This is a genomic window from Actinomycetospora flava (assembly GCF_037400335.1).
GTDB classification, from domain to species: domain Bacteria; phylum Actinomycetota; class Actinomycetes; order Mycobacteriales; family Pseudonocardiaceae; genus Actinomycetospora; species Actinomycetospora flava.
This window is the reverse complement of sequence record NZ_JBBEGM010000004.1, coordinates 194886-219113: the sequence shown is the minus strand read 5'-3', so window position 1 is coordinate 219113 and position 24228 is coordinate 194886. Positions and strand designations below refer to the sequence as shown.

Annotated in this window: 24 protein-coding genes and 1 pseudogene; 9 read left to right on the top strand and 16 right to left on the bottom strand. The window is 76.2% G+C overall.

The annotated features are described in order from the left end of the window. Positions 1-35 precede the first annotated feature (35 nt). Together WCD58_RS12800 and WCD58_RS12795 are read left to right on the top strand one after the other, a co-directional pair. A complete protein-coding gene (locus tag WCD58_RS12800; protein WP_337703349.1) occupies positions 36-701 on the top strand; it encodes a TIGR03086 family metal-binding protein in 666 nt (221 codons plus the stop codon). Next, a complete protein-coding gene (locus tag WCD58_RS12795) occupies positions 698-1495 on the top strand; it encodes an enoyl-CoA hydratase/isomerase family protein (RefSeq protein ID WP_337703347.1) in 798 nt (265 codons plus the stop codon). The genes WCD58_RS12800 and WCD58_RS12795 overlap by 4 nt, the downstream gene beginning before the upstream one ends. An 18-nt stretch (positions 1496-1513) precedes the next feature. Here WCD58_RS12795 and WCD58_RS12790 read toward each other — a convergent pair whose 3' ends face one another. Both WCD58_RS12790 and WCD58_RS12785 read right to left on the bottom strand, forming a co-directional pair. Beyond that, a complete protein-coding gene (locus WCD58_RS12790) occupies positions 1514-1855 on the bottom strand; it encodes an MmcQ/YjbR family DNA-binding protein (RefSeq protein ID WP_337703344.1) in 342 nt (113 codons plus the stop codon). A 25-nt stretch (positions 1856-1880) separates the two neighbouring features. After that, positions 1881-2321 (bottom strand): SRPBCC family protein, encoded by a 441-nt coding sequence (locus tag WCD58_RS12785; protein ID WP_337703342.1) that lies wholly within the window; start codon positions 2319-2321, stop codon positions 1881-1883. A gap of 89 nt (positions 2322-2410) precedes the next feature. Between WCD58_RS12785 and WCD58_RS12780 the strand changes: the two genes are divergently transcribed. Next, positions 2411-3040 (top strand): polysaccharide deacetylase family protein, encoded by a 630-nt coding sequence (locus tag WCD58_RS12780; RefSeq protein ID WP_337703340.1) that lies wholly within the window; start codon positions 2411-2413, stop codon positions 3038-3040. Here the strand turns inward: WCD58_RS12780 and WCD58_RS12775 are convergent. Further along, positions 3018-3200, bottom strand: a pseudogene (locus WCD58_RS12775) (FCD domain-containing protein); the annotation flags it as partial. The gene WCD58_RS12780 and the pseudogene WCD58_RS12775 overlap by 23 nt on opposite strands. 24 nt (positions 3201-3224) lie before the next feature. Then, complete coding sequence (locus WCD58_RS12770) at positions 3225-4394, bottom strand: AI-2E family transporter (RefSeq protein WP_337703338.1); 1170 nt, start codon at positions 4392-4394, stop codon at positions 3225-3227. A gap of 151 nt (positions 4395-4545) precedes the next feature. On the opposite strand from WCD58_RS12770, the gene WCD58_RS12765 reads away from it, so the two are divergent. The 3 genes from WCD58_RS12765 to WCD58_RS12755 are packed head-to-tail and all read left to right on the top strand — an operon-like array spanning position 4546 to position 6580. Beyond that, on the top strand, positions 4546-5067 hold the full coding sequence (locus tag WCD58_RS12765) for a hypothetical protein (protein ID WP_337703336.1): 522 nt from the start codon (positions 4546-4548) through the stop codon (positions 5065-5067). 12 nt (positions 5068-5079) lie between these two features. Then, a complete protein-coding gene (locus WCD58_RS12760) occupies positions 5080-6114 on the top strand; it encodes a YhjD/YihY/BrkB family envelope integrity protein (RefSeq protein WP_337703334.1) in 1035 nt (344 codons plus the stop codon). After that, a complete protein-coding gene (locus WCD58_RS12755; protein ID WP_337703332.1) occupies positions 6068-6580 on the top strand; it encodes a DUF1269 domain-containing protein in 513 nt (170 codons plus the stop codon). Before WCD58_RS12760 ends, WCD58_RS12755 begins: the two co-directional genes overlap by 47 nt. A 39-nt stretch (positions 6581-6619) precedes the next feature. Here WCD58_RS12755 and WCD58_RS12750 read toward each other — a convergent pair whose 3' ends face one another. The 8 genes from WCD58_RS12750 to WCD58_RS12715 all read right to left on the bottom strand — a co-directional run bounded on the left by WCD58_RS12750 (position 6620) and on the right by WCD58_RS12715 (position 18803). Then, positions 6620-6835 (bottom strand): DUF8691 family protein, encoded by a 216-nt coding sequence (locus WCD58_RS12750; RefSeq protein WP_337703329.1) that lies wholly within the window; start codon positions 6833-6835, stop codon positions 6620-6622. 114 nt (positions 6836-6949) lie between these two features. Then, a complete protein-coding gene (locus tag WCD58_RS12745) occupies positions 6950-9508 on the bottom strand; it encodes a winged helix-turn-helix domain-containing protein (protein WP_337703327.1) in 2559 nt (852 codons plus the stop codon). A gap of 111 nt (positions 9509-9619) precedes the next feature. Then, positions 9620-12352: a winged helix-turn-helix domain-containing protein gene (locus WCD58_RS12740; RefSeq protein WP_337703325.1), complete on the bottom strand. Its 2733-nt coding sequence runs from the start codon at positions 12350-12352 to the stop codon at positions 9620-9622. Between the two features lie 23 nt (positions 12353-12375). Further along, complete coding sequence (locus WCD58_RS12735) at positions 12376-14913, bottom strand: helix-turn-helix transcriptional regulator (protein ID WP_337703323.1); 2538 nt, start codon at positions 14911-14913, stop codon at positions 12376-12378. A gap of 204 nt (positions 14914-15117) precedes the next feature. Then, the gene (locus WCD58_RS12730; RefSeq protein ID WP_337703321.1) at positions 15118-17493 is read right to left on the bottom strand and encodes an arylsulfatase; all 2376 of its coding nucleotides are present in this window, start codon (positions 17491-17493) and stop codon (positions 15118-15120) included. Between the two features lie 58 nt (positions 17494-17551). Then, complete coding sequence (locus WCD58_RS12725; RefSeq protein WP_337703319.1) at positions 17552-17794, bottom strand: hypothetical protein; 243 nt, start codon at positions 17792-17794, stop codon at positions 17552-17554. Next, the gene (locus tag WCD58_RS12720; RefSeq protein ID WP_337703318.1) at positions 17791-18312 is read right to left on the bottom strand and encodes a potassium channel family protein; all 522 of its coding nucleotides are present in this window, start codon (positions 18310-18312) and stop codon (positions 17791-17793) included. The genes WCD58_RS12725 and WCD58_RS12720 overlap by 4 nt, the downstream gene beginning before the upstream one ends. 32 nt (positions 18313-18344) lie before the next feature. Continuing rightward, the gene (locus WCD58_RS12715; RefSeq protein ID WP_337703315.1) at positions 18345-18803 is read right to left on the bottom strand and encodes a DUF7144 family membrane protein; all 459 of its coding nucleotides are present in this window, start codon (positions 18801-18803) and stop codon (positions 18345-18347) included. A 189-nt stretch (positions 18804-18992) separates the two neighbouring features. On the opposite strand from WCD58_RS12715, the gene WCD58_RS12710 reads away from it, so the two are divergent. After that, positions 18993-20486, top strand: a complete 1494-nt coding sequence (locus WCD58_RS12710; RefSeq protein ID WP_337703314.1) for an MFS transporter — start codon at positions 18993-18995, stop codon at positions 20484-20486. A 9-nt stretch (positions 20487-20495) separates the two neighbouring features. Here the strand turns inward: WCD58_RS12710 and WCD58_RS12705 are convergent, their stop codons facing one another. Next, positions 20496-20942 carry a DUF5709 domain-containing protein gene (locus WCD58_RS12705; protein ID WP_337703312.1) on the bottom strand — a complete coding sequence of 149 codons (447 nt, stop codon included), beginning with the start codon at positions 20940-20942 and terminating at the stop codon, positions 20496-20498. A 29-nt stretch (positions 20943-20971) separates the two neighbouring features. Continuing rightward, positions 20972-21367, bottom strand: a complete 396-nt coding sequence (locus WCD58_RS12700) for a DUF5313 family protein (RefSeq protein WP_337703310.1) — start codon at positions 21365-21367, stop codon at positions 20972-20974. Between the two features lie 77 nt (positions 21368-21444). On the opposite strand from WCD58_RS12700, the gene WCD58_RS12695 reads away from it, so the two are divergent. Together WCD58_RS12695 and WCD58_RS12690 are read left to right on the top strand one after the other, a co-directional pair. Next, positions 21445-21939 (top strand): MarR family winged helix-turn-helix transcriptional regulator, encoded by a 495-nt coding sequence (locus WCD58_RS12695; RefSeq protein ID WP_337703308.1) that lies wholly within the window; start codon positions 21445-21447, stop codon positions 21937-21939. Positions 21940-22003: 64 nt separating this feature from the next. Further along, positions 22004-22873 (top strand): alpha/beta fold hydrolase, encoded by an 870-nt coding sequence (locus WCD58_RS12690; RefSeq protein ID WP_337703306.1) that lies wholly within the window; start codon positions 22004-22006, stop codon positions 22871-22873. Positions 22874-22890: 17 nt separating this feature from the next. On the opposite strand, the gene WCD58_RS12685 is transcribed toward WCD58_RS12690, so the two are convergent. Beyond that, positions 22891-23538 (bottom strand): anti-sigma factor, encoded by a 648-nt coding sequence (locus WCD58_RS12685; RefSeq protein WP_337703304.1) that lies wholly within the window; start codon positions 23536-23538, stop codon positions 22891-22893. Positions 23539-23584: 46 nt separating this feature from the next. Next, positions 23585-24214: an RNA polymerase sigma factor gene (locus WCD58_RS12680; protein ID WP_337703301.1), complete on the bottom strand. Its 630-nt coding sequence runs from the start codon at positions 24212-24214 to the stop codon at positions 23585-23587. Between the last annotated feature and the right edge of the window lie 14 nt (positions 24215-24228).

The following is a 24228-nucleotide window of genomic DNA, read 5'->3' as shown; positions in this document are numbered from 1 at the left end:
ACGGCGGGCCCGTCGGGGGAGCAGGGTCTGCGCCCGTGAGCGACACCGACGACGCCCGCGCGCTGGTCCCCGGCGCCATGGACCGCGTCACCGCCCGGGTCCACACCGTGGGCGCCGGCATCTGGCGCGCCCCGACCCCGTGCACCGAGTGGTCCGTGCGCGACCTCGTCTCCCACCTCTGCTTCGAGCACCTGTGGGCGCCGCACGTGCTGGCGGGGACGACGATGGGCGCGGTGGGCGATCGCTACGACGGCGACCTGCTCCACGCCGACCCGCCCGGGGCGTGGGACCGCGCCGTCGCCCGCTCGCGGCCGGCCTGGGCCGGGACCGAGGGCCACGCGGCGCGCGTGCACACGTCGTTCGGGTGGATCCCGGTCGAGGAGTACGCCGAGCAGATGCTGCTCGACCTCACCGTCCACGAGTGGGACCTCGCCCGCGGCGCCGGGCTGGACGAGGAGCTCGACCCGGTCGGCGTCGACCGCGCGCTGGCCTACATCCGCCGCGACCCGATCATGCTCACCGGCCAGGGGTTGTGGCGCCCGCCCGTCGCGCCGAGCAGCGACGAGCCCCGCGACGTGCTGCTCGCCCTGCTCGGGCGGCCGGTGCAGATGGTGCCGCTCGAACCCCCGCCCGCCCCGCCCGGTCCGCTGACCCGCCCGACGGGCGCTCCGGCGCCGCGTCGGGCAGGTTCGGAGTCATGACGACGCCTCCCGTCTCCGTCGACGTCGATCACGACGGCCTCGCCGTGGTGACCATCGACCACCCGCCCCTGAATCTCTACGACCAGGCCCTGCACGACGCGCTGCGCGACGCCGTCGGCGAGCTGGAAAAGGCCCGGCCGCGGGCGGTGCTGGTGCGCGCGGCGGGCAAGGTCGTCAGCGGCGGCGTCGACGTCAAGCAGGTCTTCGACCCGATGGCGCAGGCCGGCGACGTCGAGCGCGGGACCGCGTACTTCGACGAGCTCGTCGACACCGGCCGGCGGATCCACCACCTCCCGTGCCCGACGGTGTTCGCCGCGCACGGGCTGACGCTGACCTGGGCGTTCGAGGTCGCGCTGGCCTGCGACCTGATCGTGGCCACGCCCCGGGCGTCGTTCGGGCTGATCGAGGCCACGGTCGGGCTGACCCCGGCGATGGGCGGCACGCAGCGCCTCGCCGAGCGCGCCGGCGTCGGGCGCGCGCGCCTGCTGGTGATGACCGCGGGCCGCTTCGGCGCCGAGGAGCTGGAGCGCTGGGGCGTCGTCGACCGGCTGATGCCCGAGGACGGCTTCGACGACGCCGCGCGGGCGTTCGCCGCCTCCCTCGCCGCCGGTCCGACCCGGGCGCACGCGGCGACCAAGGAGATCCTGCGCCACCTCACCGAGAGCGGGCTGGAGGCCGCGAACGCCGTGACCCCGGAGGCCGCCGGGGCGCTGTTCGGCACCGCGGACCTGGCGGGCGCCATGAGGTCGTTCGTCGAGGACGGCCACGGGAAGGCGACCTTCCGGGGGGAGTGAGGGGTGGTGTCCTGCCGATCAGCCCTGCTCCAGGCGCATCTGCCAGGCGTCGGTGACGAGCTCCGTGAGGCGCGGGACGTCGACCGCCTCGAGGCGCAGGAGCACGAACGGGAGGCCCTCGTAGCTCGGCGTGGAGAAGAAGAGGTCGGGCTCGCCGAGCAGCAGCGCCTGCCGCTCCGCCTCGTCGCCGACGAAGAGCACGGCGACGTCGGTGCGCAGGACGCGGCGCCCGCTGCTGCGGTCCGGGTACGACCAGACGAACCCGCGCCCGCGCACGCGGAAGTCGAAGCCGGCGCAGTCGATCTCCTCGACGTCGTCGAGACCGAGCGCGAGCCGGCGGATGTCGTGCACGTCGGCCACGGCGCGAAGCTAGCAGCCGGCCCCGTCACACCCGGTGGAGCGCGATGTCGGTCAGGCGGCGCAGGGCCTCCTGGTTGCGCGCCTCGACGAGCGGCGCCTGCACCACGGTCGGGACCAGCCAGCCCAGCCCCCGGTCGGCCTCCTCGGCCATGCGGACACGGCACCCCGACGGAGTCGGCTCCAGCCTCAGGACCACGCGGGCGGTCCCGATCGGCCACGCCCGCGCCTGCAGGGTGAGCATCCGGCCCGGGTCGACGTCCAGCACCTCGGTGGAGTCGCTGAGCTGGAGCGGCCACGGCCCGACGCTGTGGTGCAGACAGGACCCGACCGCGGGCCAGGTGTCGTCGACGTCGCGCATGTGCGAGGCGCCGACGACCCAGAGCGGGTAGAGCCAGCCGTCCTCCAGGACCGCCCACACGGCCCCGGCGTCGACGGGGACGTCGATCGTCGTCTCGGGGGAACCCATGCCCAACGGGGTGCCCGATTCCGTCCGGGGACGCACGGGCGCGCGGCGGCCCGGCTCCGCGCGGAGGGCGCGGCCGCATGATGGTGATCGTGACCCTGCCGCTCGTGGCCGCGCTCGGACCCGTCCTGCGGGGCCGCGTGCTCTTCGCCGTGCCCACCCGCGCCCCGCGGTTCGCGCTGACCGTCGACGACGGTCCCGACCCCGCGACGACGCCGGCGCTGCTCGAGGTCCTGGCCCGCCACGGCGCCCGCGCCACCTTCTTCCTCCTCGGCGAGCGGGCCACCGAGCACCCCGGCCTCGTCGCCCGCATCGCGGCCGCGGGTCACGAGCTCGGCAACCACACCTGGCGCGACGAGCCGACCTGGCGCCTGCCCCTCGACGAGTTCGCCGCGAAGCTCGCCGACACCCAGCGCGCCCTCGAGGAGCACGGCCCCGTGCGGTGGTTCCGGCCCGGGTCCGGGTGGCCCACCGCGCGGCACCTCGCGATCACCGAGGGCGCCGGGCTGCGCTGCGTCCTCGGCACCGCGGTGGCGATCAGCGGGGCGGGCGCCGGGACCGCCGGCTCGGCCGCCCGGCTGGACGCGGTGGTGCGCCGGGGGAGCGTGCTGGTGCTGCACGAGGGCCCGGGCCGGGCCGCCGTCCCCGGCACCGTCGACGCCCTGCTCGCCCGCACCGCCGCGCGCGGCCTCGCCGCGGTCACGCTCTCGGAGCTCGCCTGACCGCGGCCGGGTCCGCCTGCTCGAGCACCGGGTCGGTGGTGCCGACGAGGTGGCGCAGCATCGCGTCGCCCGCGTCGGAGGGTTCGTGGGCGCGGATCGCCGCGAGGATCCCGTGGTGGTCGGCGAGCGAGCGCTCGGGCATCCGCCGCGATCGAGGGACGGATGCTCGCCGTCGCCAGCGGGGCTACGTCGCGGGTGCCGGGACGTCCGGGTCCTCGGCGGGCGCGTCCGGGCCCGTGCCGTTGCGCTTCGACGCGGCGGTCTTGTCCTTGGGCGGCGGGCTGTTGGCGCCGATGAGCGCCTCCACCCACCGCGCGCCCGGGTCGCAGTCGACCAGCACGGCCTTGACCAGCAGGGTCGCCGGGATCGCGAGCAGCGCGCCGAGCCCGCCGAGCACCCACGCCCAGAACAGCAGCGCGACGAACGTGATCGTGGTCGAGAGCCCGACGGCGTCGCCGGTGAAGTGCGGCTGGATCAGCGACTGCACGATGGCGTTGAGGACGCAGTAGACGAGGAGCACGGCGAGACCGAGCTGCCAGCCGCCGACGAGCAGGCCGAGCAGGGCGGGCGGGATCACCCCGATGATGAAGCCGATGTTCGGGATGAAGTTGGTGATGAACGAGAGCAGGCCCCACAGGATCACGAGAGGGATGCCCATGACCGCCAGCGCGATCGAGTCGAGCACGGCCACGATGAGGCCGAACACGGCGGTCACCACGAGGTAGCGCCGCGTGCCGCCGGCGAAGCTCTGCATGGCGGTCACCATGTGCGGGCGGTCCGCGCCGATGGCGTCGAGCCGGCGGGACGCGCCGCCCGCCTCGGCGATGAGGAAGAGCAGCAGCGCGAGGACGAACACCAGGCTCGTCAGCGCGCCGCTGAGCCCCGAGAGCACCCCGCCGATGATGTCGAGGAGCCTCCCGACGTCCGCGGACGACGCGGTCTGGCGGGCGTGGCTCGGGTCGAAGCCCAGGCGGGTGAGCAGCTGGGTGACCTGGGCGGTCATCTGGTCGATCCGGCCCGCGTACTGCGGCAGGGTGGCCGCGAGCTGGCCGACCGAGGCGATGAGCACCCAGACCAGCCCGACGATCACGGCGAAGATCACCAGGACCAGCGCGAGGACGGTGGACCACCCGGGCGCCCCGAGGCGCCGCAACCACGTCTGGATCGGGCTGACCGCGATGACGATCGTCAGCGCGAGCAGGATCGGCGCGATCAGCCAGGCCGCCGCCATCATGCCCGCGATGACGATGACGACGGCGGCGGCGCCGAGCAGCAGCATGAGCGCCCGCGGCATGCGCGGGTCGTCATCCGGACGCGCAGGGATGCTGCCGGGCACCTCGATGGGGGTCGCCATGCCGCCCGACGGTAGGAACGTGCGCGCCGTGACGGCTCACCCGTGGCGGGTGAGCAGCACCGGTCCCGGATCACCCGGCGCGGGGGAGCCCGGCGGATCGCCCGCTCCCTAGCGTCGCCGGGGACCGCGCCCGGAGCCACCCGGAGGCACCGTGACCACCTCATCGGACGCCCCGTCCGCGTCGCCGGCGCAGGCGTCGACGGATCATCGTCGCGATCATCTGCGGGCGTCGGTGTACGGCACGGTGATGGCGATGTCGGTGCTCGCCTACCTCGGCGACCACGAGCCGGCGCCGGGCGTCGCGGCCCTCACCGTCGCCGCCACCGGCGTGGCGATCTTCCTGGCCGAGACCTACGCGGGACAGCTCGCCCACACGCTCACCGGGCCGCCGCGGTCGGGCCGGCGCCACCTGACGATCGTGCTCCGGGAGAGCGCGGGGACCGCGGTGCCCGGCGTCGTCGCCGGCGTGCTCCTGGGCGGGTTCACGGTGTTCGGCCTCGACCTCGCCCTGCGCATCGACATCGTGCTCTGGGTCGGGGTGGCCGCGCTCGGCGTGCTGAGCGTGCTCTGCGGTCGCGCGGCGCGACGCCGTCCGGCGCTGCAGGTCGCCTGGGCCCTCGCCTCCCTGGCCGTCGGGACGTCGATCGTGCTGCTCAAGGCCGCGCTGCACTGACCGGGTGCGATCATGACTCCCTCCGGTCGTCCCGAGCCCGCACCCGACGGCCCGCCCGCGTGGCGGGACCGGCTGCGGGACACGCGCACGCGCTACGAGACCTCGCACCTCGGCGTGCTGAGCCGGTCGATCATCGAGGTGCAGCTCACCAAGCAGGCGCTGCTCCTCGCCGCCTACGCCTTGATGCTCCTCGTCCCGGCGCTGGTCACGCTCGCCGCGGTCGTCCCGCTCGGCGCCGAGGGGGGTGCGGTGTCGGTGTTCATCCAGCGCGCCGGGCTGACCCCGCAGGCCGCCCACGACCTGCAGCAGCTCTTCCCCACCACCGCGACCGTCTCGGGCGCCACGACGACGATCGGGGTGCTCCTGACCGTGATCTTCACCGTGCGCTGGCCGATGGCCCTCCAGCGCGGCTTCGAGCTGGCGTGGGACCTGCCGCACGTCGGTGTCCGCGGGATGTGGCGGCCGCTCGTGTGGCTGCTGGGCTTCCTGGTGTTCGCCGCTGCGGCCACCCTGATCACGCCGGTGCTCGAGGGCGCGGCCTGGCTCGTCACGATGCTCCTCGTCGGCCTGCCGCTCGCGATCGTCTGGGCGTGGTGGACCCAGCACCTCCTGCTGGCCGGCCGCGTCAGCTGGACCCACCTGCTGCCCGGGGCCCTGCTCATCGGCCTCGGCCTCGTCGGTCTGCGCCTGGCCGCGACCGTCGTGCTGTCGCCGGCGATCACGACGCACTACCGCCAGTACGGGCCGCTCGGCATCGTCTTCGTGATCCTCTCGTGGTTCGTCGCCCTCGGTGTGGTGATGCTCGGCGGCGCGCTCGTGGGCCGGTTCGTGGCGGTGGGCGCGCTGGGGCGGCCGCCGCCCTGGGTCCCGACCGCGTCACCCCGCGGGGATGAGGCCGGCGACGCCGTCCCCGGCGAGAGTCCGGACGAGCCCGCCGCACCGGTCACGGTCGACCGCGCCGGTGGTGGGGGGCGGCCCGTGGCACCGAGGAGGATGACCGATGGCGACCTTGACGGCATGGAAGTTCCCGACCCCGGACGGCGCTGAGCAGGCCCTCGCGACGCTCGAACAGCTCCAGAAGCAGGAGCTGATCCAGGTCCTCGACGCGGCCGTCGTGACCTGGCCCGCGGACCGGAAGAGGCCGAAGACCCGGCAGCTGCACAACCTCGCGGGCGGCGGCGCCCTCGGCGGGAGCTTCTGGGGCCTGCTCTTCGGGCTGATCTTCTTCGTCCCGCTGCTCGGTGTCGCGATCGGTGCGGCGACGGGTGCGCTGGCCGGCTCGCTGTCCGACGCCGGGATCGACGACGAGTTCATCGACGAGGTGCGCAACCGGGTCACCCCGGGCACCTCGGCCCTGTTCGGGCTGACCGCGAACGCCGTGACCGACCGGGTCGCCGAGGCGTTCCGCGGCAGCCAGGCCGAGCTGCTGCACACCAACCTCTCCGGTGAGCAGGAGGCGCGGCTGCGCGAGGTGTTCTCCGACGTCGACGACGAGCCGGCCGTCCAGGTCTGACCCGTGGCCGTGGGGACCCGCCGGCGTGCCGGCGGGTCCTCACGCCTCTTCGGGCTCCCGGACCTGCCGCAGCGACACCAGTTCCAGCCCGAGCGCCTGGATGCGGTCGAGGATCCCGTGCACCTCGTCGTCGTCGTCGGACCAGCCCGACAGGACGGTCTCCGCGGGCACCTCCGCGACCGCCATCTCCGGGAAGGCGGCCCGCGCCCGGTCGGAGAGGCGCCCGCTGACCCGGATCTCGAAGCGTCCCGACACGGCCGTCTCCTCGCTCACCGGTGGGGCCCCGAGCGCCACCGTCCGTCGCGAGCGTGGCCCCGGCACCCGCGGGTCGCCTCATCCCGGACAGGTGAACGACCCGGTGGACGAGGCTCAGACCAGCAGCCCCCGCTCCTGTGCCCGTGTCACGGCGCCCCGCCGGGTCGACACCCCGAGCTTCGCGTAGATCGAGCGGATCTGGGTCTTGACGGTGTTGACCGAGACCACGAGCTCCTCGGCCATCGTCGGGGCGTCGAGCAGCGAGGGGAGCAGGCCGAGGACGACGAGCTCGCGTTCCGACAGCGGCGGCGAGGGCTCGTCGGTGACCGCGGCGCAGGCGGCCGCGACCCGCTCGCCGTGCCCGGGGGCGGGCGCCCGGTCGAGGAGCAGCGCGCGGGTCCGGGGGCCGGCGAGCGCGAACGGGCGCACCACGTCGCGGGCGCGGGCGGCGGCGAGGACGGCGTCCAGCGTGGTCCGGCCCCGGTCGGACTCGCCGGCCCGCAGCGCGGCCTCGGCCTCGAGCAGGCCCGCCTCGACGAGCACGGTGGCCGGGGAGCGCCCGGCCCGGAGCAGCGGGGCGACCTCGGTGCGGGCGGCCTCCCACCGGCCGGTCGCGGCCGCGGTCCCGGCGCGCATCAGCACGCCCTCGTCGGTGTCGCCGGCGCGGCCGGCGAGCCACGTGGCGACCTCGCCCGCGGCGCGCAGGTTGCCGAGCATCAGGGCCGCGCGGTGCTCGAGCAGCGCGAGCGCACCCGCGACCGGGGCCGGGAGGGCGGCCTCCGCGAGCTCGGCGCGGGCCGCCCGCGCCGCGGCGAGCCCCGCGCCGCGCCGGCCGAGGTCGCCGAGCGCCGCGCCGTGGACGGCGCGCAGGGCGTACCGGTCGGCGGGCGGGAGGCCGTCGGGGGCGTCGGGGGCGTCGGGGGCGTCGAGGACGCCCGCGCACCGGTCGGCGGCCCCGCGGGGATCGCCGCGCAGCAGGTCGGACCAGGCGAGCAGCGCGGTGGTCCGCGCCGTGTGCGCCGGACGCGCCGCGGGTCCCCGCGCGGCCTCGCCGGGCCCGCTCACCCCGCCCGGGTCGCCCTCGACGAGCGCGGCCAGCGCGAGCTCGGCGAGCACGGCGGCCTCGAGGCGGACGAGGCCTCCGGCGCGGGCCGGGGCGAGGGCGCGGTGGAGCTCGGCGCGGGCGGTCGCGACCGTGCGGGGGGAGCCGGCGAGCAGGGCGGTTCCCCGGGCGAGGTGCAGCAGGCCCGCGAGCCCGGGGTCCGCGGGCTCCTCGACGTCGGGCGCGCCGCCGTCGGTGACCCCGGCGAGCAGCTCGCAGGCCGCGCGCAGCGCCACGAGGTCGGGGGAGGGCGCGGCGGGCCAGGCCCGGACCGCGAGACGCCGGCGCGCCGCCGCGGTGGCGGGCTCGCGCGTCTCGAGGTGCAGGAGCGAGGCCGCGAGCGCCAGCCCCGGGTCCGCGGCGACCGCGGCGGGTCCGACCGTGCCCAGCGCGCGGCGCAGCGCGGCGAGCTCACCGCGCAGCAGGAGCGGGACGGCGAGCCGGCCGAGGAGCTCGGCGGTCAGGGCCGGGTCCTCCGCCCGCTCGGCGTGGTGCAGGGCGTGCGCGGGCTCGTCGTGGTCGGCCCACCAGCGGGCCGCGGCCGCGTGCCGGCCGCGGTGCCGCTCCGGGCGGCGCCGCGCGAGGTCGGCGGCCAGGTGCGAGCGCAGGAGCGCGTGGAGCCGGTGTTCGCCGGGGTCGACGCGCTCGACCATCCCGAGCCCGTGCGCGAGCTCCTCGAGCCGCCGGGCGATGTCGGCGTGCCCGGTCAGCGTCACCGCCAGAGCGTCCGGGAGGCGCCGGCAGACGCTGAGGTCGTCGAGCAGCGCGCGGTCCTCCGCGTCCAGGCCGGCGAGGAGCTCGCCGCCGAGGTAGTCGGCGACCGACCGGTCGTCCCCGGAGAACCGCCCGAGGAGGGCGCCGGGCTCCGATGCCTCGGTGCGCAGAGCGAGCAGCGCGAGCCGCAGCCCCGCCGCCCAGCCCTCGGTGCGGCGGTGCAGGGTGGCGACGTCGTCGGGCTCCAGCGTGACCCCGCTGGCGGCGGCGAGCGCGGCGGTGTCCGGCAGCGAGAACCGGAGGCCGTCGGCGCGCAGCTCGTGGAGCCCGTCCTCGAGGCGGAGCCGGGGCAGGCCGACCGGGGGTTCCGCGCGGGCCGCGAGCACGAGGCGCACGCCGGCGGGACGGTGGCGCACCAGCCGGGCCAGCGCGCGGACCCCCGCCTGCCGGCCGGTGAGGACGTGGACGTCGTCGAGCACGAGGCGGATCGGGTCGGGCAGCGCCGCGAGGCCGTCGAGGAGGGCGTCGGCGAGGTCCGCACCGCCGCCGCCGCCGTCGCCGAGGTCGTGCAGCGTGCTGCCGGCGGGGACCGCGCCGGTGGCCAGCACGGCCGCGAGCACCACCGACCAGAACCGGTCGGGGTCGGCGTCGTCGCGGTCGAGACCGGCCCAGGCCGTCGGCGGACCGTGGCGCGCCCAGTCGGCGAGCAGCACCGTCTTGCCGGAGCCCGCGGGCGCGACGACCGCGGTCAGCCGGCCGGGACCGGCGGCGTCGAGGCGCCGGCGCAGGGCGTCACGCGGCACGAACCACGGCGGCAGCGCCGGTACCGCCGTCCTGCTCGCGGGGATGCGGACCATCTCGGGCGACCTCCGTGTCGTCGCCACGGAGAGTGTCGCCGAGCCGGGTGAGACGGCGTCGTCCGGCGAGGATGAGGCGGACGGGGGTGACGCGACCGGGGACATGGCGACTCACAGCAACCCGAGGGCGCGCGCTCGCCGGACCGCCTCCCGCCGGCCGGCCGCGCCGAGCTTGCGGTACACGGCCCGCTGGTGGGTCTTCACGGTGTTCACCGAGACGTACAGCTCGGCGGCGATCTCGGGGTTCGACAGGGTGCTGGCGAGGTAGCGAAGCATCGTCGCCTCCCGCTCGGTGAGGGGCTCGGCCAGCGGGACGCGCGACGCGGCGTGCTCCGCGGGCCGGCCGGTGAGGCGCTCGAGCAGGTCCATCGCGAAGCCCGCGGCACCGCTGCCGTGGTCCACCCGGCGGCGCAGGGGGTCGGCGAGGCCCGGCTCGGCGAGGAACGGGCGGCGCCGGCCGTCGGGCGCGGCGGTCAGGAGGGCGTCCTCGAGCAACGCCGCCGCCCGGTCGGGCGCGCCGTCCCGCTCGGCGGCGAGCGCGGCGACCACGCCCGCGTCCGCCCGCACCCGGGGCAGCGGACTCGCGACCGCGTCCCCCAGGACGCCGGCGACGCCCTCGTCCCCGAGGTGCAGCGCCAGCCGGGCCGCGGCGACCCGGCCGCCGTCGGTGCGGGGCGGGCCGAGGCGGTCGGCGACCGCCCGCGCCGCGGCGGGATTGCCCGCACGGGCCAGGAGGTCGGCCTCGCCGAGCAGCCACTGCTCGGCCAGCGGCCGCGGCGGCGTCCACGACCGGTCCGGGGACCCCGCCCGCAGCCGGACCAGGGCGGCCTCGCGGCCGCCGGCGGCGTCGAGGCGCGCGGCGAGCGCCAGCGCGTAGGCGAGCCGTACGTGGGGCTCGGGGGCGACCTCCTCGACCTCGGCGAGCCGGGCGAGCCAGACCTCGGCGGCGCCGAGCTCGTCGCGGTCGACGGTGACCCGGGCCAGCGTGAGGTAGGCGGGCGCGACCTGCGGCATGCGCGCCCAGCCGGCGTCCTCCGCGACCTCGGCGACCGCACGGGCCCGGAGCTCCGCCGCGTCCAGCTCGCCGTACTCGCAGAACAGGAGGGCGAGGTGCGACGCGGCGTTGACGCGGGGGAGGGTCGTCGGCCCGGGGCCGTCGGCGGTCTCGCGCAGGTGGCCCTCGGCCGCGGCGAGGTCGCCGGTCCAGAGCTCGGCGGTGCCGAGGTTCGCGAGCACGACGGCCGGCACGATCGCGGCCTCCCGCACGCCCCAGCGGTCGAGGGTGGCGACGTCGAGGGTCACCGAGCGGAAGGCGCGGGTCACCGCCTCGAGGTCGCCGCGCACGCGGGCGTGGGCGGCCTCGATGAGCGCGTGGTGGACGTCGAGGCGCCGGCGGCGGTTCTCGCCGATCCCGTCGGCCGATCGCCGGGCGGCCGCGAGCAGGGAGCGGACCTGCGTGGACTCGCCGATCGCCACCCGGGCACCGGCGAGCGCGGTCGCCAGCTCCGGTCGCGCGAGGACGACCGGCTCGGGGATGTCGCCGAGGACGCGGATGACCGCGTCGGCGGACCCGCGCAGAACGAGCGCGGCCAGGTGCGCGCCGACGATCTCGCCGGCGAGGGCCCACAGCTCCCCGTGGACCGCCGACCGCAGCCCCTCGAGCGGCATCCCGTGCCCGCGGAACCACTCGGCGGCGCGGCGGTGGCGCTCCCGCCGTTCGCGGCGGGGCACCGCGCGGGCGCGCAGGACGTCGAGCACCAGGCGGTGGAGCCGGTACCAGCGCCCCGGGTGGTCGAGCGCCTGGACGAACAGGTGCGCGGCGGACAGCTCGGCGAGCCGAGCGGCGCCGTCGCCGTCGCCGGTGATCGCGTCCGCGAGGTCGGCGCAGACGAGGTCGACGACGCTGATCCGCTCCAGGAACGCCGCGAGCTCCGGCGGCTGCCGGTCGAGGACCTCGTCGAGCAGGAACGTCGACACGCTGTGGGCGTCACCGGAGAAGGCGGCGACGGCGGCGTCGATGCCGGCCGCGTCGGGGCGGGTCGCGAGGTCGAGCGCGGCCAGGCGCATCCCGGCCGCCCAGCCGCCGGTGCGGGCGACCATCTCCGTCACGTGCCCGTCGGCCGCGGGCACGCCGAGCTGCGCGAAGAGCGCGCCGGCCTCGTCGTCGCGGAACGCCAGGTCCTCCGGGCGGATCTCGGCCAGCACGCCGGCCAGGCGCAGGCGGGTCAGCGGCCACGGCGGGTCGTGCCGGGTGGTGGCGACCAGCGCCAGCGACGGCACCGGGCGCTCGACGAGGCTGCGCAGGCCCTCGTGGACGGCGGGCGCGGTCACCTCGTGGAGGTCGTCGAGGACGAGGACCACCGGGCGCTCGGCCTGCCACAGGGCGTGGGCGAAGGCCGCGGGCAGCTCGTCGGGGTCGGCGGGCTGCCGGCCCGCCAGACGGTGCAGCGCCGCGGCGGTCGTGGGCCCGGCGTGCGCGCCGACCGCGCGGGCGAGGGCGCCCCAGAAGGCCCGGGGGTCGTCGTGACCGGGGCCCAGCGTCACCCACGCCGCCTCGCGCCCGCCGGCCCCCGCGGCGAGCCACGAGCTCGCGAGCAGCGTCTTCCCCCAGCCCGCCGGCCCGACGACCAGCGTCACCGCGGCGTCGGCGACGGCCCGGTCGAGCAGGGCGTGCAGGCGGGGGCGACCGACGACGTGCGTCGCGACCGGGACGGCGTGCTCGGCGTCGCCGCGGCGGGCGAGCGGCACGGGCGGCGCCGGCGTGGTGGGGTCCTCCGCGGGCTCGGACGCCCCCGACCAGGGCCCCGCGATCACCGGTCCGGACCCCGCGCGACGGGTGGTCATGCCCCCCATGCCCGCCTCCCGGCTCACCCGAGGAGGCCCTGCTCGTGCGCGACGAGCACGGCGTCCCGGCGGGTGGTCACCCCGAGCTTGCCGTAGAGGGCGCGCACGTGGGTCTTGATGGTGTTGATGGAGACGTCGAGGTCGCCGGCGATCTCGTCGAGGCTCTCCAGCGAGGGGAGCCGCGCCAGGACGTCGTGCTCGCGGCTGCTCAGCGCGATCCCCGCGGGCGAGCCGGCCCCGGCGGCGAGCGCGCGCGTCACGAACCCGGCCCGGGGCGCGCCGGTCGCGAGCTCGTCCACGAGCAGGGCCCGCACCCCGGCCTCGGCGTGGGCGAAGGGCCGGCGCGCGTCGATCGGCTCGGCGAGGTCGACCGCGTGCCGGGCCGCGGTCCGGGCGCCGGGGCGGTCGTCGCGCGCGAGGCGGACACCGCTCTCCAGCAGCCACGCCTCGACGTCGAGCGCCTCGGGCGTGGGCCGGGGACGCCGCGCGAGCAGGGGGGCGACCGCCTCGCGGGCGGCGGCCCGGTCGCCCGCGGCCGCGGCGCTCCATCCGCGCATCAGCGCGAGGGCCGGGCTCGCGGGGCGGCGCGCGGCGAGCCAGGCGGCCACCGCGCCCGCCGCCGACGGGTGGCCGAGGACGACGGCGGCCCGGTGCTCGAGGAGGGCCGTGGTGGCGGCGAGGGCGCCGGGGACGAGTGCGTCGCCGACCTCGGCCCGCGCTGCCTGGAGCTCCAGCAGGCCCGCCGTGCGCTCGCCGAGGTCGAAGGAGGCGCCGGCCCGGGCGCTGCGCTCCGCGAACCGCACCACGGGGAGGGGCTCCACCGTGGAGGCCGGCAGCGCCAGCGCCAGGGCCGGGTCGGCGCGCAGCAGCACCCCGTGGACGGCCACGGCCCGCGCGATCGCCGTCCACGGCGCGCCGCCCGCCGCGTCCGCCCCGGGCTCGGCGAGGGCGGTGTCGGCCGCCTCCCGGGACCGCGCCACGTCGCCGGCGAGCCACAGCGCGGCAGCGAGCAGGCAGCGACCCCGGTGCGCCAGCACGTCGAGACCGAGCCGGTGCGCCAGCGCGAGGCCCGCCCCGAGCTCGGTGCGGGCGCGCGGCGCGTCGTCGGCGAGCAGGGCGGCGGCGCCGCGCCCGATCCGCGCGTGCGCCGCCGTCGCGGGGTCGGCGGGCAGGGCGGCACTCGTGACACGGAGCCGGCGCCCGACGATCCGCTCGGTCGCGGCGCGGAAGGCGACGGTGTCGGCGCCGAGCCCGGCCCGCGCGCGCCGGGCCCGGCGCAGGGCGGCGCGCACGTCCTCCCCGCGGGCGAGGTGGACGTGGGTGGCGGCGACCGCGAGGCGCGCGTCGTCGAGACCCTTCGCCGCGGCCAGGGCGCGCGCCAGGGCGTCGTGCTCGCCGCGCCCGGCGAGCCACGGCCCCCAGCGTCCGACGAGATCGGCGAGGAGCCCGAGGTCGCCGGCCCTCTCCGCGTGGCGCAGCGCCTCCACCGGCGCGCCCTGCTCGGACCACCAGGCGGCCGCGACCGCGTCGAGCTCGGCCACCCGCGCCGGCCCCCGCCGTCCGAGGTCGGCGACGAGGTGCGAGCGCAGCAGCTCGGGCAGGCGGTAGGCGTCCCCGGGGGCGCCGCTGCCCGCGACGAGCCCGGTGTCGCGCACGAGGGCGTCGAGCAGCTCGGGCGCGTCGTCGCGCCCGGCGAGCCGCGGGGCGAGGCCGGCCGGGACCCGCGCCGCGACGCTGATCCGGCGCAGCACCTCGCGCTGCGGCTCGGCGAGCCCCGCGAGCACCTCGTCCACCAGGTAGTCGGCGACCGGGCGCTCGTCGCCCGAGAACTCCGCGAGGAAGCGGTCGGGATCGGGGTGGTCGCGCAGGGACAGCGCCGCCAGCCGCAGGCCGGCCACCCAGCCCCCGGTGCGCTCGTGCAGCACGGCGACCTGCGCCGCCGTGAGGTCGAGCCCGCACGCGGCGAGCAGCGCCGCCGACTCCTCGGGCGAGAACTGCAGCTGCTCGGCGCGCAGCTCGGTGACCCGCTCGTCCATCCGCAGGCGCGGCAGCGGCAGCGGCGGGTCCCGCCGGCCCGCGAGCACGAGCCGCAGCTGCGGGCCGGCGTCGCGCAGGAGCATCGCGAGCCCCTGGCGGGACAGCGGGTCGGTGAGGTGCGCGACGTCGTCGAGCACGAGCCGCACCGGCTCCGGCAGGGCCGCGAGCGCCTCCGCGAGCTCGGCGAGGAACTCCGGGGCGACCGTCGACCGGGACACGACCAGCCGGTGGAGCCTGCTGGTGGAGGGCACGGCCGTGAGGCCCGTCACCGCCTCGAGGACCGCGCTCCACAGCCGGCGCGGGTCGCGGTCCTCGGGCTCGAGACAGACCCAGGCCGTCGCGCGCCCGCGGTCGTCGCCGATCCACGAGGCCAGCAGCGAGGTCTTGCCGAAGCCCGGCGGGGCGGAGAGCAGCACGAGGTCGCGGTGCGCGCCGCGGTCGAGGACGGCCTCCAGCGCCCCGCGCCGGACGTGTCCGGACGGGAGGGCGGGGGGACCGCTCCTCGAGCGTGGGGCATGGGCCATGTGTTTGACCTCGGGTGGCTGCGGAGAACGCCGGCCATCGCCACCATAGGATCTGCGGTCACTCCCCGGAATCGCGCAACCTCCTCGCCCGCAGGCGCCTCCGGACGCAGTCGCACCGACGTTCGGCCCAGTCCGCGACGGGACGAGAACGCCTGGTCACAGGCGGTCCGGTTGGGCGCGACAGATCCCCGCCGGATCCACGCTCTACTGCCGCGCGATCGCGACGCGGAGCCGTTCCGCCGGGTCGAGGTAGTGATCGTGGTCGTCGTCGCCGACGTCGAGCTGGACCCAGTGGATGCGCCCGGTGAACCGGCTCGTCGGCCCCGTGTAGTCCGGGCTGACCGGGGTGCCCTCCTCGCGGCCGATGTCGGTGGTCTCGTCCGCGGAGAAGATCACCGGCTGGGTCATCGCCACGCGCCCGGTGCCGGCCGCGGCGCCGTCGACGTGGAGCGACACGTCCCCGCCCTTGGCCAGGCCGCCGCCGTCGTAGGCGAACTCGACGCGGACCTGGTGGACGCCGGCCGCGACGGGAGCGTCCGCCCGCACCGTGAAGATCTGGATGCCGAGCACGTTGTAGCAGTACGTCAGCCGGCCCTCGTACAGGTACACCGCCCACCCGCCGAACCGGCCGCCCTGGGCGATGACGACGCCCCGGGCCCCACCGTCGGGCACGTCGAGCTCCGCGGTCACGGCGTACGAGCGGTTTTTGATGCTCAGCACGCTGTTCTCCGACAGCCGTCCCATCCCCGGGAAGAAGAGCTGGGAGGTGCCCCGGATGAGCGTGGGGCGTCCGGCCAGCGTCGGCTCGAGGCGCTCGGCCGTCCGGTCGTCGAGCGGCAGCACCCCGTACTTCACGGCCTCGACGAGCCAGAGGCGCTGCAGCCGCGCGAGGACGTCGGGCTTGTCGGCGGCGAGGTCGCGGGCCTGGGTGGGGTCGCTGTGGCCGTCGTAGAGCTCCCAGACGTCCTCGTCGAACGGCGGCGGCGTGTGTCCCATCAGCAGCCAGGGCGTGCGGTGCTTGGTCACCGCGCTCCAGCCCCGGTGGTAGATGCCCCGGTTGCCGACCATCTCGAAGTACTGCAGGTCGTGGCGTTCCGGGGCGTCGCGGTCGGTGAACGTGTACAGCATGCTCGTGCCCTCGAGGGGCGCCTGCTGGACGCCGTTGACCGTCGTCGGTGCGGGGATGCCGGCGGCCTCGAGGATCGTGGGCGCGAGATCGATGACGTGCGTGAACTGCGAGCGCAGGCCGCCCGGCTCGGTGGTGCCGCGCGGCCAGTGCACGACGGTGCCGTTGCGCGTGCCGCCCCAGTGCGAGGCGACCTGCTTGGTCCACTGGTAGGGCGTGCACATCGCCCAGGCCCAGCCCACCGCGTAGTGGTTGTAGGACTCCGGCGAGCCGAACGCGTCCATCTTGCCGCGCAGGAACTCGGTGGTCTCGAGCGCGGCCATCCCGTTGAAGTTGGCCATCTCGTTGAACGCCCCGTTGATCGTCCCCTCGGCCGACGCCCCGTTGTCACCGACGATGTAGAAGATCAGCGTGTCGTCGAGGATCCCCATGCCCTCGAGCGTGTCGACCACGCGGCCGACCTGGTGGTCGGTGTGCTCGAGGAAGCCGGCGTAGACCTCCATCTGGCGGGCCAGCACCGGCTTGAGGTCGTCGGGCATGTCGTCCCAGGCCGGGATCTCGTCGTGCCGCGCGGTGAGCTCGGCCTCCGGCGGGATCACGCCGGCCTCCTTCTGACGGGCGAACGTGCGCTCGCGGGCGGCGTCCCAGCCGTCGTCGAACTCGCCGCGGTAGCGGTCGGCCCACTCCGCCGGCACGTGGTGCGGGGCGTGCGTGGCGCCCGGCGCGAAGTAGACGAAGAACGGGCGCTCCGGGGCGAGGGCCTTCTGCTGGCGCATCCAGGCGACGGCGTGGTCGGCGAGGTCCTCGGTGAGGTGGTAGCCCTCCTCCGGGGTCCGCGGGGGCTCCACCGGGGTCGTGCCGTCGTACAGCGACGGCTCCCACTGGTTGTTCTCGCCGCCGATGAACCCGTAGAAGGTCTCGAACCCGCCGCCGCCCGAGGGCCACGCGTCGAACGGGCCGACCGGCGAGGACTGCCAGACGGGCACCTCGTGGCACTTGCCGAACTGCGCGGTCGAGTAGCCGTTGAGCTTGAGCGTCATGGCCAGCGGCGCCGTGGTGTTGGGCCGCAGCGAGCTGTAGCCCGGCGCCGAGGTGGCCGTCTCGGTGATGCTGCCCATCCCCACGGAGTGGTGGTTGCGGCCGGTGAGCAGCGCCTGCCGGGTGGGGGCGCAGAGCGCGGTGGTGTGGAAGCGGCTGTAGCGCAGGCCGCGGGCCGCCAGCCGGTCCGCGGTGGGGGTGCGGCAGGGACCGCCGAACGTCGACGCGGCCCCGAAGCCGACGTCGTCGAGGAGCACGACGACGACGTTCGGCGCCCCGCGCGGGGGCAGCAGCGGCTCGATCGGCGCGAAGGACGTGTCGGGGTCCTTGGCGTCGTAGGTCGTGAGCGCGGGGACCGGGCGGTCCGGGATGGGGAGCATGCTGCGCGCGTGCCGGTCGGGCGAGCTCGTCGTCATGGTCCCGACCGTCGCCGCCGGGCCCGGCGGACCGGATCACCCCGCCGGGATGAACGCGTCAGTCCACGATCTCCAGCCCCGCGCCGACCTCGCTGACCAGCCGGTGGTCGTGGTCGCGGGCGAGCACGTGCCCGACGCCGACGACCACCGCGACCGGCCACGAGACGACCTCCAGCGCGGCGAGCCCGCCGACGATCACCACGAAGGCGAGGCTCCCGGTCGGCGGCCAGCCCACCGGGCCGAGCAGGGGGATGTCGACGTGCCACCCGGACCGGCTCGGCGGGGGTGCCTCATCCGTCATGGCTCTGCCTCCTTGCGGGACTGGCCGCGGCGCACCGCCTCGAGGATCGAGCGGACCAGCAGGCCGAGGACGAGCAGGTTGCCGAGCATCTGCACGGTGACGAGCACGCGCATGGCCTGGCTCTGCGGCGTGATGTCGCCGAACCCGACGGTGGCGAACACCGTCATCGTGAAGTAGAGCGAGTCGATCTTCGTCAGCGGCTGCGAGAACGAGCCGGGCGCCGCCCCCTCCACGACCACGTAGGTCGACGCGAAGAGCAGCAGGTACAGCGGGACCGCGCTGGTGAAGGCCTCCACGGCGCGCAGCGCCGGGAACCGCGCGCGGACGATCGCCCGGAGCTGCCAGGCGATCATGCCGACGAGCACCGCCAGGCCGAGGAAGAAGAGGGCGGCGGTCCCGGATTCGTCGCGGGAGTCCAGCGGGACCAGGAAGTACGTGACGACGAGGAGGGCGACGGTGGCCGTCGACCGGACGATCACGACCGCGATCAGCCGATTCGACGGCTTGTCCGACGCCACCGCACCCCCTCGCCGTCATGCCGCGGGCAGCGTCAGTCCGCGGCCTCGTCCCAGGTCACCATCAGCGCGTAGATGACCACCAGCCCGAGCACGATCATGCAGATCGACCAGATCGGGTAGGCGGGCAGGAACGCCAGCTGGACGATCATATTGAGGGCGACCAGCACGATGCCGGTGCCACGCGCCCAGCTCGGGGCGCTGCCGGCGAGGCTCAGGCCGGTGGCGAGCACGAGCACGCCGAGCAGCAGGTGCAGCCACCCCCACGCGGTGAGGTCGAGCAGGAGGACGCCGGCGCCGGTCAGCGTCACGAACGTGGGCGAGAACAGGGCGTAGAGGCCCTCGATCACCGCGAACGCCCCGATGACGGTCATGACGACGCCGCCGAACCGGACCCATCCGAGCCAGGCGCGCGACGGTCGGTCGACCGACGTCCCGCTCTCGCGTGCCCGCGTGGGTCCCGTCGGGGGCGTCGGGATCTGCTGTTCGGTCATGGTCTCCTCCGGTGACGAGCGCGGTCACGAGCGGACCGGTGAGGCCGGAACGATCCCCCGCGCGACGCCGTCCGACCTCACCCGAGGGGGATGAGACGCGCGGTTCCTCACCCGCGGCAGGTGAGGCGCACCGTCCGGGCGCCACCGAGACTCACGACCGTCGAGCCACGGGGAGAGGGAGGGCCGGGGATGGCGGTCGCGAAGGACACGGCCGGGCACGCCGCGATGGTCGGCGCGCTCGGCACGAGCTGCCTCTCGACGTTCGTCGTCAACGCCAACACCTCGGCGGTGAGCATCCTGCTGCCGTCGATCAGCGCCGACCTCGGTGCCCCGATCGACCTCCTGCAGTGGGCGGTCACGGGCTACCTGCTGGTCGGGGCGGCCACGATCGTCACGTCGGGGGTGCTCGGCGACGTCTTCGGCCGGCGACGCCTGTTCGTGTCCGGACTCCTGCTGTTCGTGGCGTCGTGCGTGCTCATCGCGCTGGCCCGCACCGGCGAGCTCGTGGTGCTCGGGCGCGTGATCCAGGGCGCGTCCGGCGCGGCGATCCTCGCGACGGGCCTGTCCCTGCTCTCGGTCGCCACCTCCGGGCCGGCGCGGATGCGCGCGGTGACGTTGTGGGGCGCGGCCTCGGCGGCCGGGGCGGCGGCGGGCCCGGTCCTCGGCGGCGTGCTCAACGAGGCGACCGGCTGGCAGGGCCTGTTCTGGCTCGACGCCGCGATCGCCGCGGTGTGCATCCCGTGGGTGATCGCGACCGTGCCGGAGTCCCGCGACCCCGACCGCCCGCGCTCGGTGGACCTCGCCGGCACCGTCCTGGTCGCCGCGATCCTCGCGCCGCTCGTCTTCGGCGTCACCGAGGGCGGCACGTGGGGCTGGGCGTCACCGGCGACGCTGGGGTGCTTCGCGGTCACGGCGCTCGCGACGGTCGGCTTCGTCCTCGTCGAGCGCCGGGTCACGGCGCCGCTGGTCGACCTCGCGCTCCTGCGCAACCTGCTGCTCGTCGTCTCGACGATCGCCATCCTCATCGGGGCCGGGGCGATCGCCGGGATCTCGTTCCTGATCAGCCTCTACTTCCAGGACCCCGCCGCGTTCGGCATGAGCAGCCTGGAGGCGGGTCTCGCGTGCCTGCCGGTGGCGCTCGTGGTGGTCGTCGCGGCGCCCGCGGTGACGCCCCTGGCGCACCGCTTCGGCGGGCGCCCGATCGTCGTGTTCGGGTTCCTGCTGCTCACCGCGGGCTTCGTCCTGCTGACCTTCGTCGGCGCGGCGTGGACCTACTGGATGTTCCTGCCCGGCCTGCTCGCGATCGCCCTCGGGCTGAGCCTCTCCAACGGTCCCGCGTCCTCCGCGGCGACGGAGTCGGTGCCGCCCGCCCAGGTCGGCGCCGCGTCCGGCATCTCGAACATGGCCCGCTACGTGGGCGGCGCGGTGGTGACCGCGATCGTCGCCGGCATCTACACCTCGACCGACACGGCCCAGGCCGCCGCCGGCGCGTCGCCGTCCGACTCGCTGGCCACGGCGTTCTCGCGGGCGTGCATCGCGCTCGTCGTCATCAGCGCCCTCGGCATCCCGCTCGCGCGCCGTGCCGGGCGCAAGAAGAAGCCGACCCCGGTCCAGCTCGCCGCCGCCGCGGCGGCGACCACGGTGTCGCTCCCGGTGCACGACGCGGAGCCGGTGCCCGCCTGAGCCGGCCGGTCAGCGGTCCTCGTCCACCAGGTGGATCGCGGCCTCCTCGGCGCTCGCCCCGGCGCCGTCGACACCCACGTCGTCGGCGAAGAAGTCCTCGCCGTCCTCGCGCAGCACCAGACGCCCCGAGCGCGCCTCGCCGACCTCGTCGTCCCACAGCTCGCCGTCGGTGTCGCTCGCGTCGCCGAGCCCGTCGCCGTCCTCGTCGTCGTCGGGGTCGGACCGCTCGCGGCGCAGGCGGTCCGCGAGCGGCTCGCCCTCTTCCTCCTCCTCCTGGGTGGTGCCCCAGGCGGTGGTGCCCCACGGCTGCTCGTTGGGGGAGACGCCCTCGTCGAGGGGGTCGTCGAGGTCCGGGTTGTCGAGCGACTCGGCCTCGTCGAGCTGTTCGAGCGAGGTGTCGTCGACGGTGTCGGGGTCGTCGCCGCCGAGGGAGTCCGGCGTCTCGGGCGTGGTCACGGGGTCAGTGTGCCCTCTGTGTCGGCGGCTCAGGAGTCCGGCGGCGTCCGGTAACGGGCGGCGTAGCGCTCCGCGGCCGCGGCGTCACGGTCCGCGGTGCGCTCGGCGCGTTTCGCGGGACCCGTGCCCAGTGGGTAGCCCGCCTTGACCAGGCGGTGCTCGGCGGTCTCGTGCAGGTAGCTGACCGAGAAGATCAGACCCATGATCGCGCCGCCGAGCGCGCACATCGTCCGCAGCCACAGCGGCCCCGGCACGAACACGATGATCGCGATGACGAACGGGGCGATCTGCACGACGGCGCGCACCACGTGACGCAGCCACCAGGTCCGGCAGGTGGTGTCGTGCAGGACCCACGTCGCGCAACGCTCGGGGAGGCCGCCGCCGTAGGCGTACCAGAGCCACTGCAGGGGGTTCGGCCGGTGCACGCGAGCCTCCTTGCTTGGTGCCCCAATGGTTTGCACACCACTAGTATGGGGGCGATCGCGTGCGGAGGAGGAGTGGGATGGACGACACCCCGATCGACGACACCCTCATCGACGACACCCTCATCGACGACCTCGACCCGCTGGCCCTCGAGAACCAGGTGTGCTTCGCCCTCGCGGTGGCCGCCCGCACGGTGATCTCGGTGTACCGGCCGCTGCTCGAGCCGATGAACCTCACCCACCCCCAGTACCTGGTGATGCTCGCGCTCTGGGGCGAGGCGCCGCTGTCGGTCACCGAGCTCAGCCGCCGCCTCGAGCTCGACCCGGGCACCCTGTCGCCGCTGCTCAAGCGCCTCGAGGCCGCCGGCTACCTGACCCGCGAGCGCGACCGGGCCGACGAGCGTTCCCTGGCCGTGCGCCTCACCCCGGCGGGCGTCGCGCTGCGCGCGCAGGCCGAGCAGATACCGCCGGCGATCGTCGAGCGGCTCGACATGGACCTCGCCGAGCTGAAGGACCTGCACGGCGCGCTGACCGAGGTGATCACCGCGGCCCGCCGCGCCCAGGGTCGTGCTTGACAACCTGATGGTTGATGACGAGGGTACAACTCGTTGGTTGTCTTCTCGTACCAAGGAGTGGGTCGTGGCCGAGACGAAGGTTCTCCCCGTGGACGGCGCCGAGATCGCCTACGACGTCTACGGCCCGCTGCCGCCCGCCGACGGGGGCCGGGTGCTGCTGATGTTCGGACAGCCGATGGACGCGTCGGGCTTCCGGGCGCTGGCGGCCCGGTTCCCGGACCGCACGGTCGTCGCCTACGACCCGCGCGGGCTCGGGCGCAGCACGCGCAGCGACGGCCGCACCGACAACACGCCGCAGACCCAGGCCGAGGACCTGCACGCGCTGATCACCGCGCTCGGCACCGGCCCGGTCGACGCCTTCGGCAGCAGCGGGGGAGCGGTCACCGGCCTGCAGCTCGTCACCGCCCACCCCGAGGACGTCGTCACCTTCGTGGCCCACGAGCCGCCGATCAACAACGTGCTCCCCGACGCCGCGGCCGCCGACCGCGCCTCGCGCGGGTTCCGCGAGGCCTACCAGGCCAAGGGCTGGGGCCACGGCATGGCGGGGTTCATGGCGCTCGGGTCGTGGCAGGGCGAGTTCACCGACGAGTACTTCGCGCAGCCCGCCCCGGACCCCGCGATGTTCGGGATGCCCACCGAGGACGACGGCTCCCGCGACGACCCGCTGCTCTCGGACAGTTCGCTCGCCGTGATCGACTACCAGCTCGACGTCGACGCCCTGGCCGCCGCGCCGACCCGGGTCGTCGTCGCGGTGGGCGAGGAGACCGGCGACACCTACACCGCGCGCACCGCCCGCGGCACGGCGAAGGCCCTCGGGCAGGAGGCGACGGTCTTCCCGAGCCACCACGGCGGGTTCCTCGACGGCGAGTTCGGCTGGCCGGGCAAGCCCGACGAGTTCGCGGCGAAGCTGCGCGAGGTCCTGGACGGCGCCTGAGTCGTGCGCCGGATGCCTCAGGGTGTGCGGGCGAGACTCGTCCCCGAGTGACCGGGGTCCGCGTCCGGGGGTTCGACGGACACGTCGAGCGGGGGCACGGCCCGGTCGACAGGCGGGAGTGCGAGCTCGCCGGTCCAGCGCGTCCGGGTCCCCGTCCCGCGGGGCCCCTCCTCCGGGTGCAGCACGCCCACCGAGCGCGGGCCGCCCGAGCTCAGGTCCCAGACCTCGAGCGCCTCGCCGTCCGGGAGGGCCGCGGGGAGGGTCACCTCGACGTGCATCGCGGAGCCCGGCACGGTGACCACCTCGCCCGCGACCCCGGCCCGGAGGGCCACCAGGGCGACCCGGTCCGGAGGCGTCGTGCTCGTCGCGAGGACCGCGGCGAGCACCGCCGCGACCAGCACGACCACGGCCGCGAGCGCGGTGAGGGCCGCGACGCGACGACGTGGGGCCCGGTCGGGCGTCGTCGGGTGGGGCGTCGGGTGGGGCGTCGGGTGGGGATCGGGCGACGGCGCGTCGTCCCCGAGCCGGTCGAGGATGCCGTCCCACACCGACGGCGGTGGTGCGGGCGCGTCGAGGCTCATGCCGTCGCGGGCGTGCCCCACGGTCCGGCGCAGCGCGTCGACCTCGGCCGCGCACGCGGGACACGCGGCGAGGTGTGCGCTCACCGCGGGGTCGTTCGGCTCGCCGGGAAGGGCGGCGGCGGTGAGCTGGTCAGACGTCGGGTGTGTCACCGTCGGCCTCCCACCGTCGTCGCAGTCGGGCGAGTCCTCGCCGGACATGACTCTTGACCGTGCCGAGCGGGAGCCCCGTGGCCGCGGCGACCTGCTGGTGGGTCAGCTCGTCGAGCACCACGAGCCGCAGGACCCGCGCCTGGTCCGCCGGGAGCCGGGCGAGCTCGTCGGCCACGAGCAGGGCCGCCACGACCCGGTCGGCCAGCGGGGTGTCGGGCTCCGCGCCGTGGTCCGAGAGGTCGGAGGTGTCGGCGAGGTCGGCGCGCCCACCCACACGGCCCTCCCTGGCCCGCGCCGCCAGGTGATCGGCGACGCGCCGGCGGAGGATACCGGCGAGCCAGGCGCCGAGGACCCCACGGCCGGGGTCGAACCCGGCGCGCCCGCGCCAGGCGTCGGCGAACACCTGCTGCGTGACGTCCTCGGCGTCCTGCGGCGAGCCGAGGCTGCGGCGGGCGACGGCGAGCACCCACCCGCCGTGGCGGTCGTAGGCCTCCCGCAGGGCGTCCGGATCGCCGCGGCGCAGGGCGTGACCGGTCCGGTCGTCGTCGGACACGGGTGCCGGGCGCGCGGGGAGGGGCGAGCGCGGGGACCGGGCGATCCCCTCGGTCACCGCGCGCTCCTCAC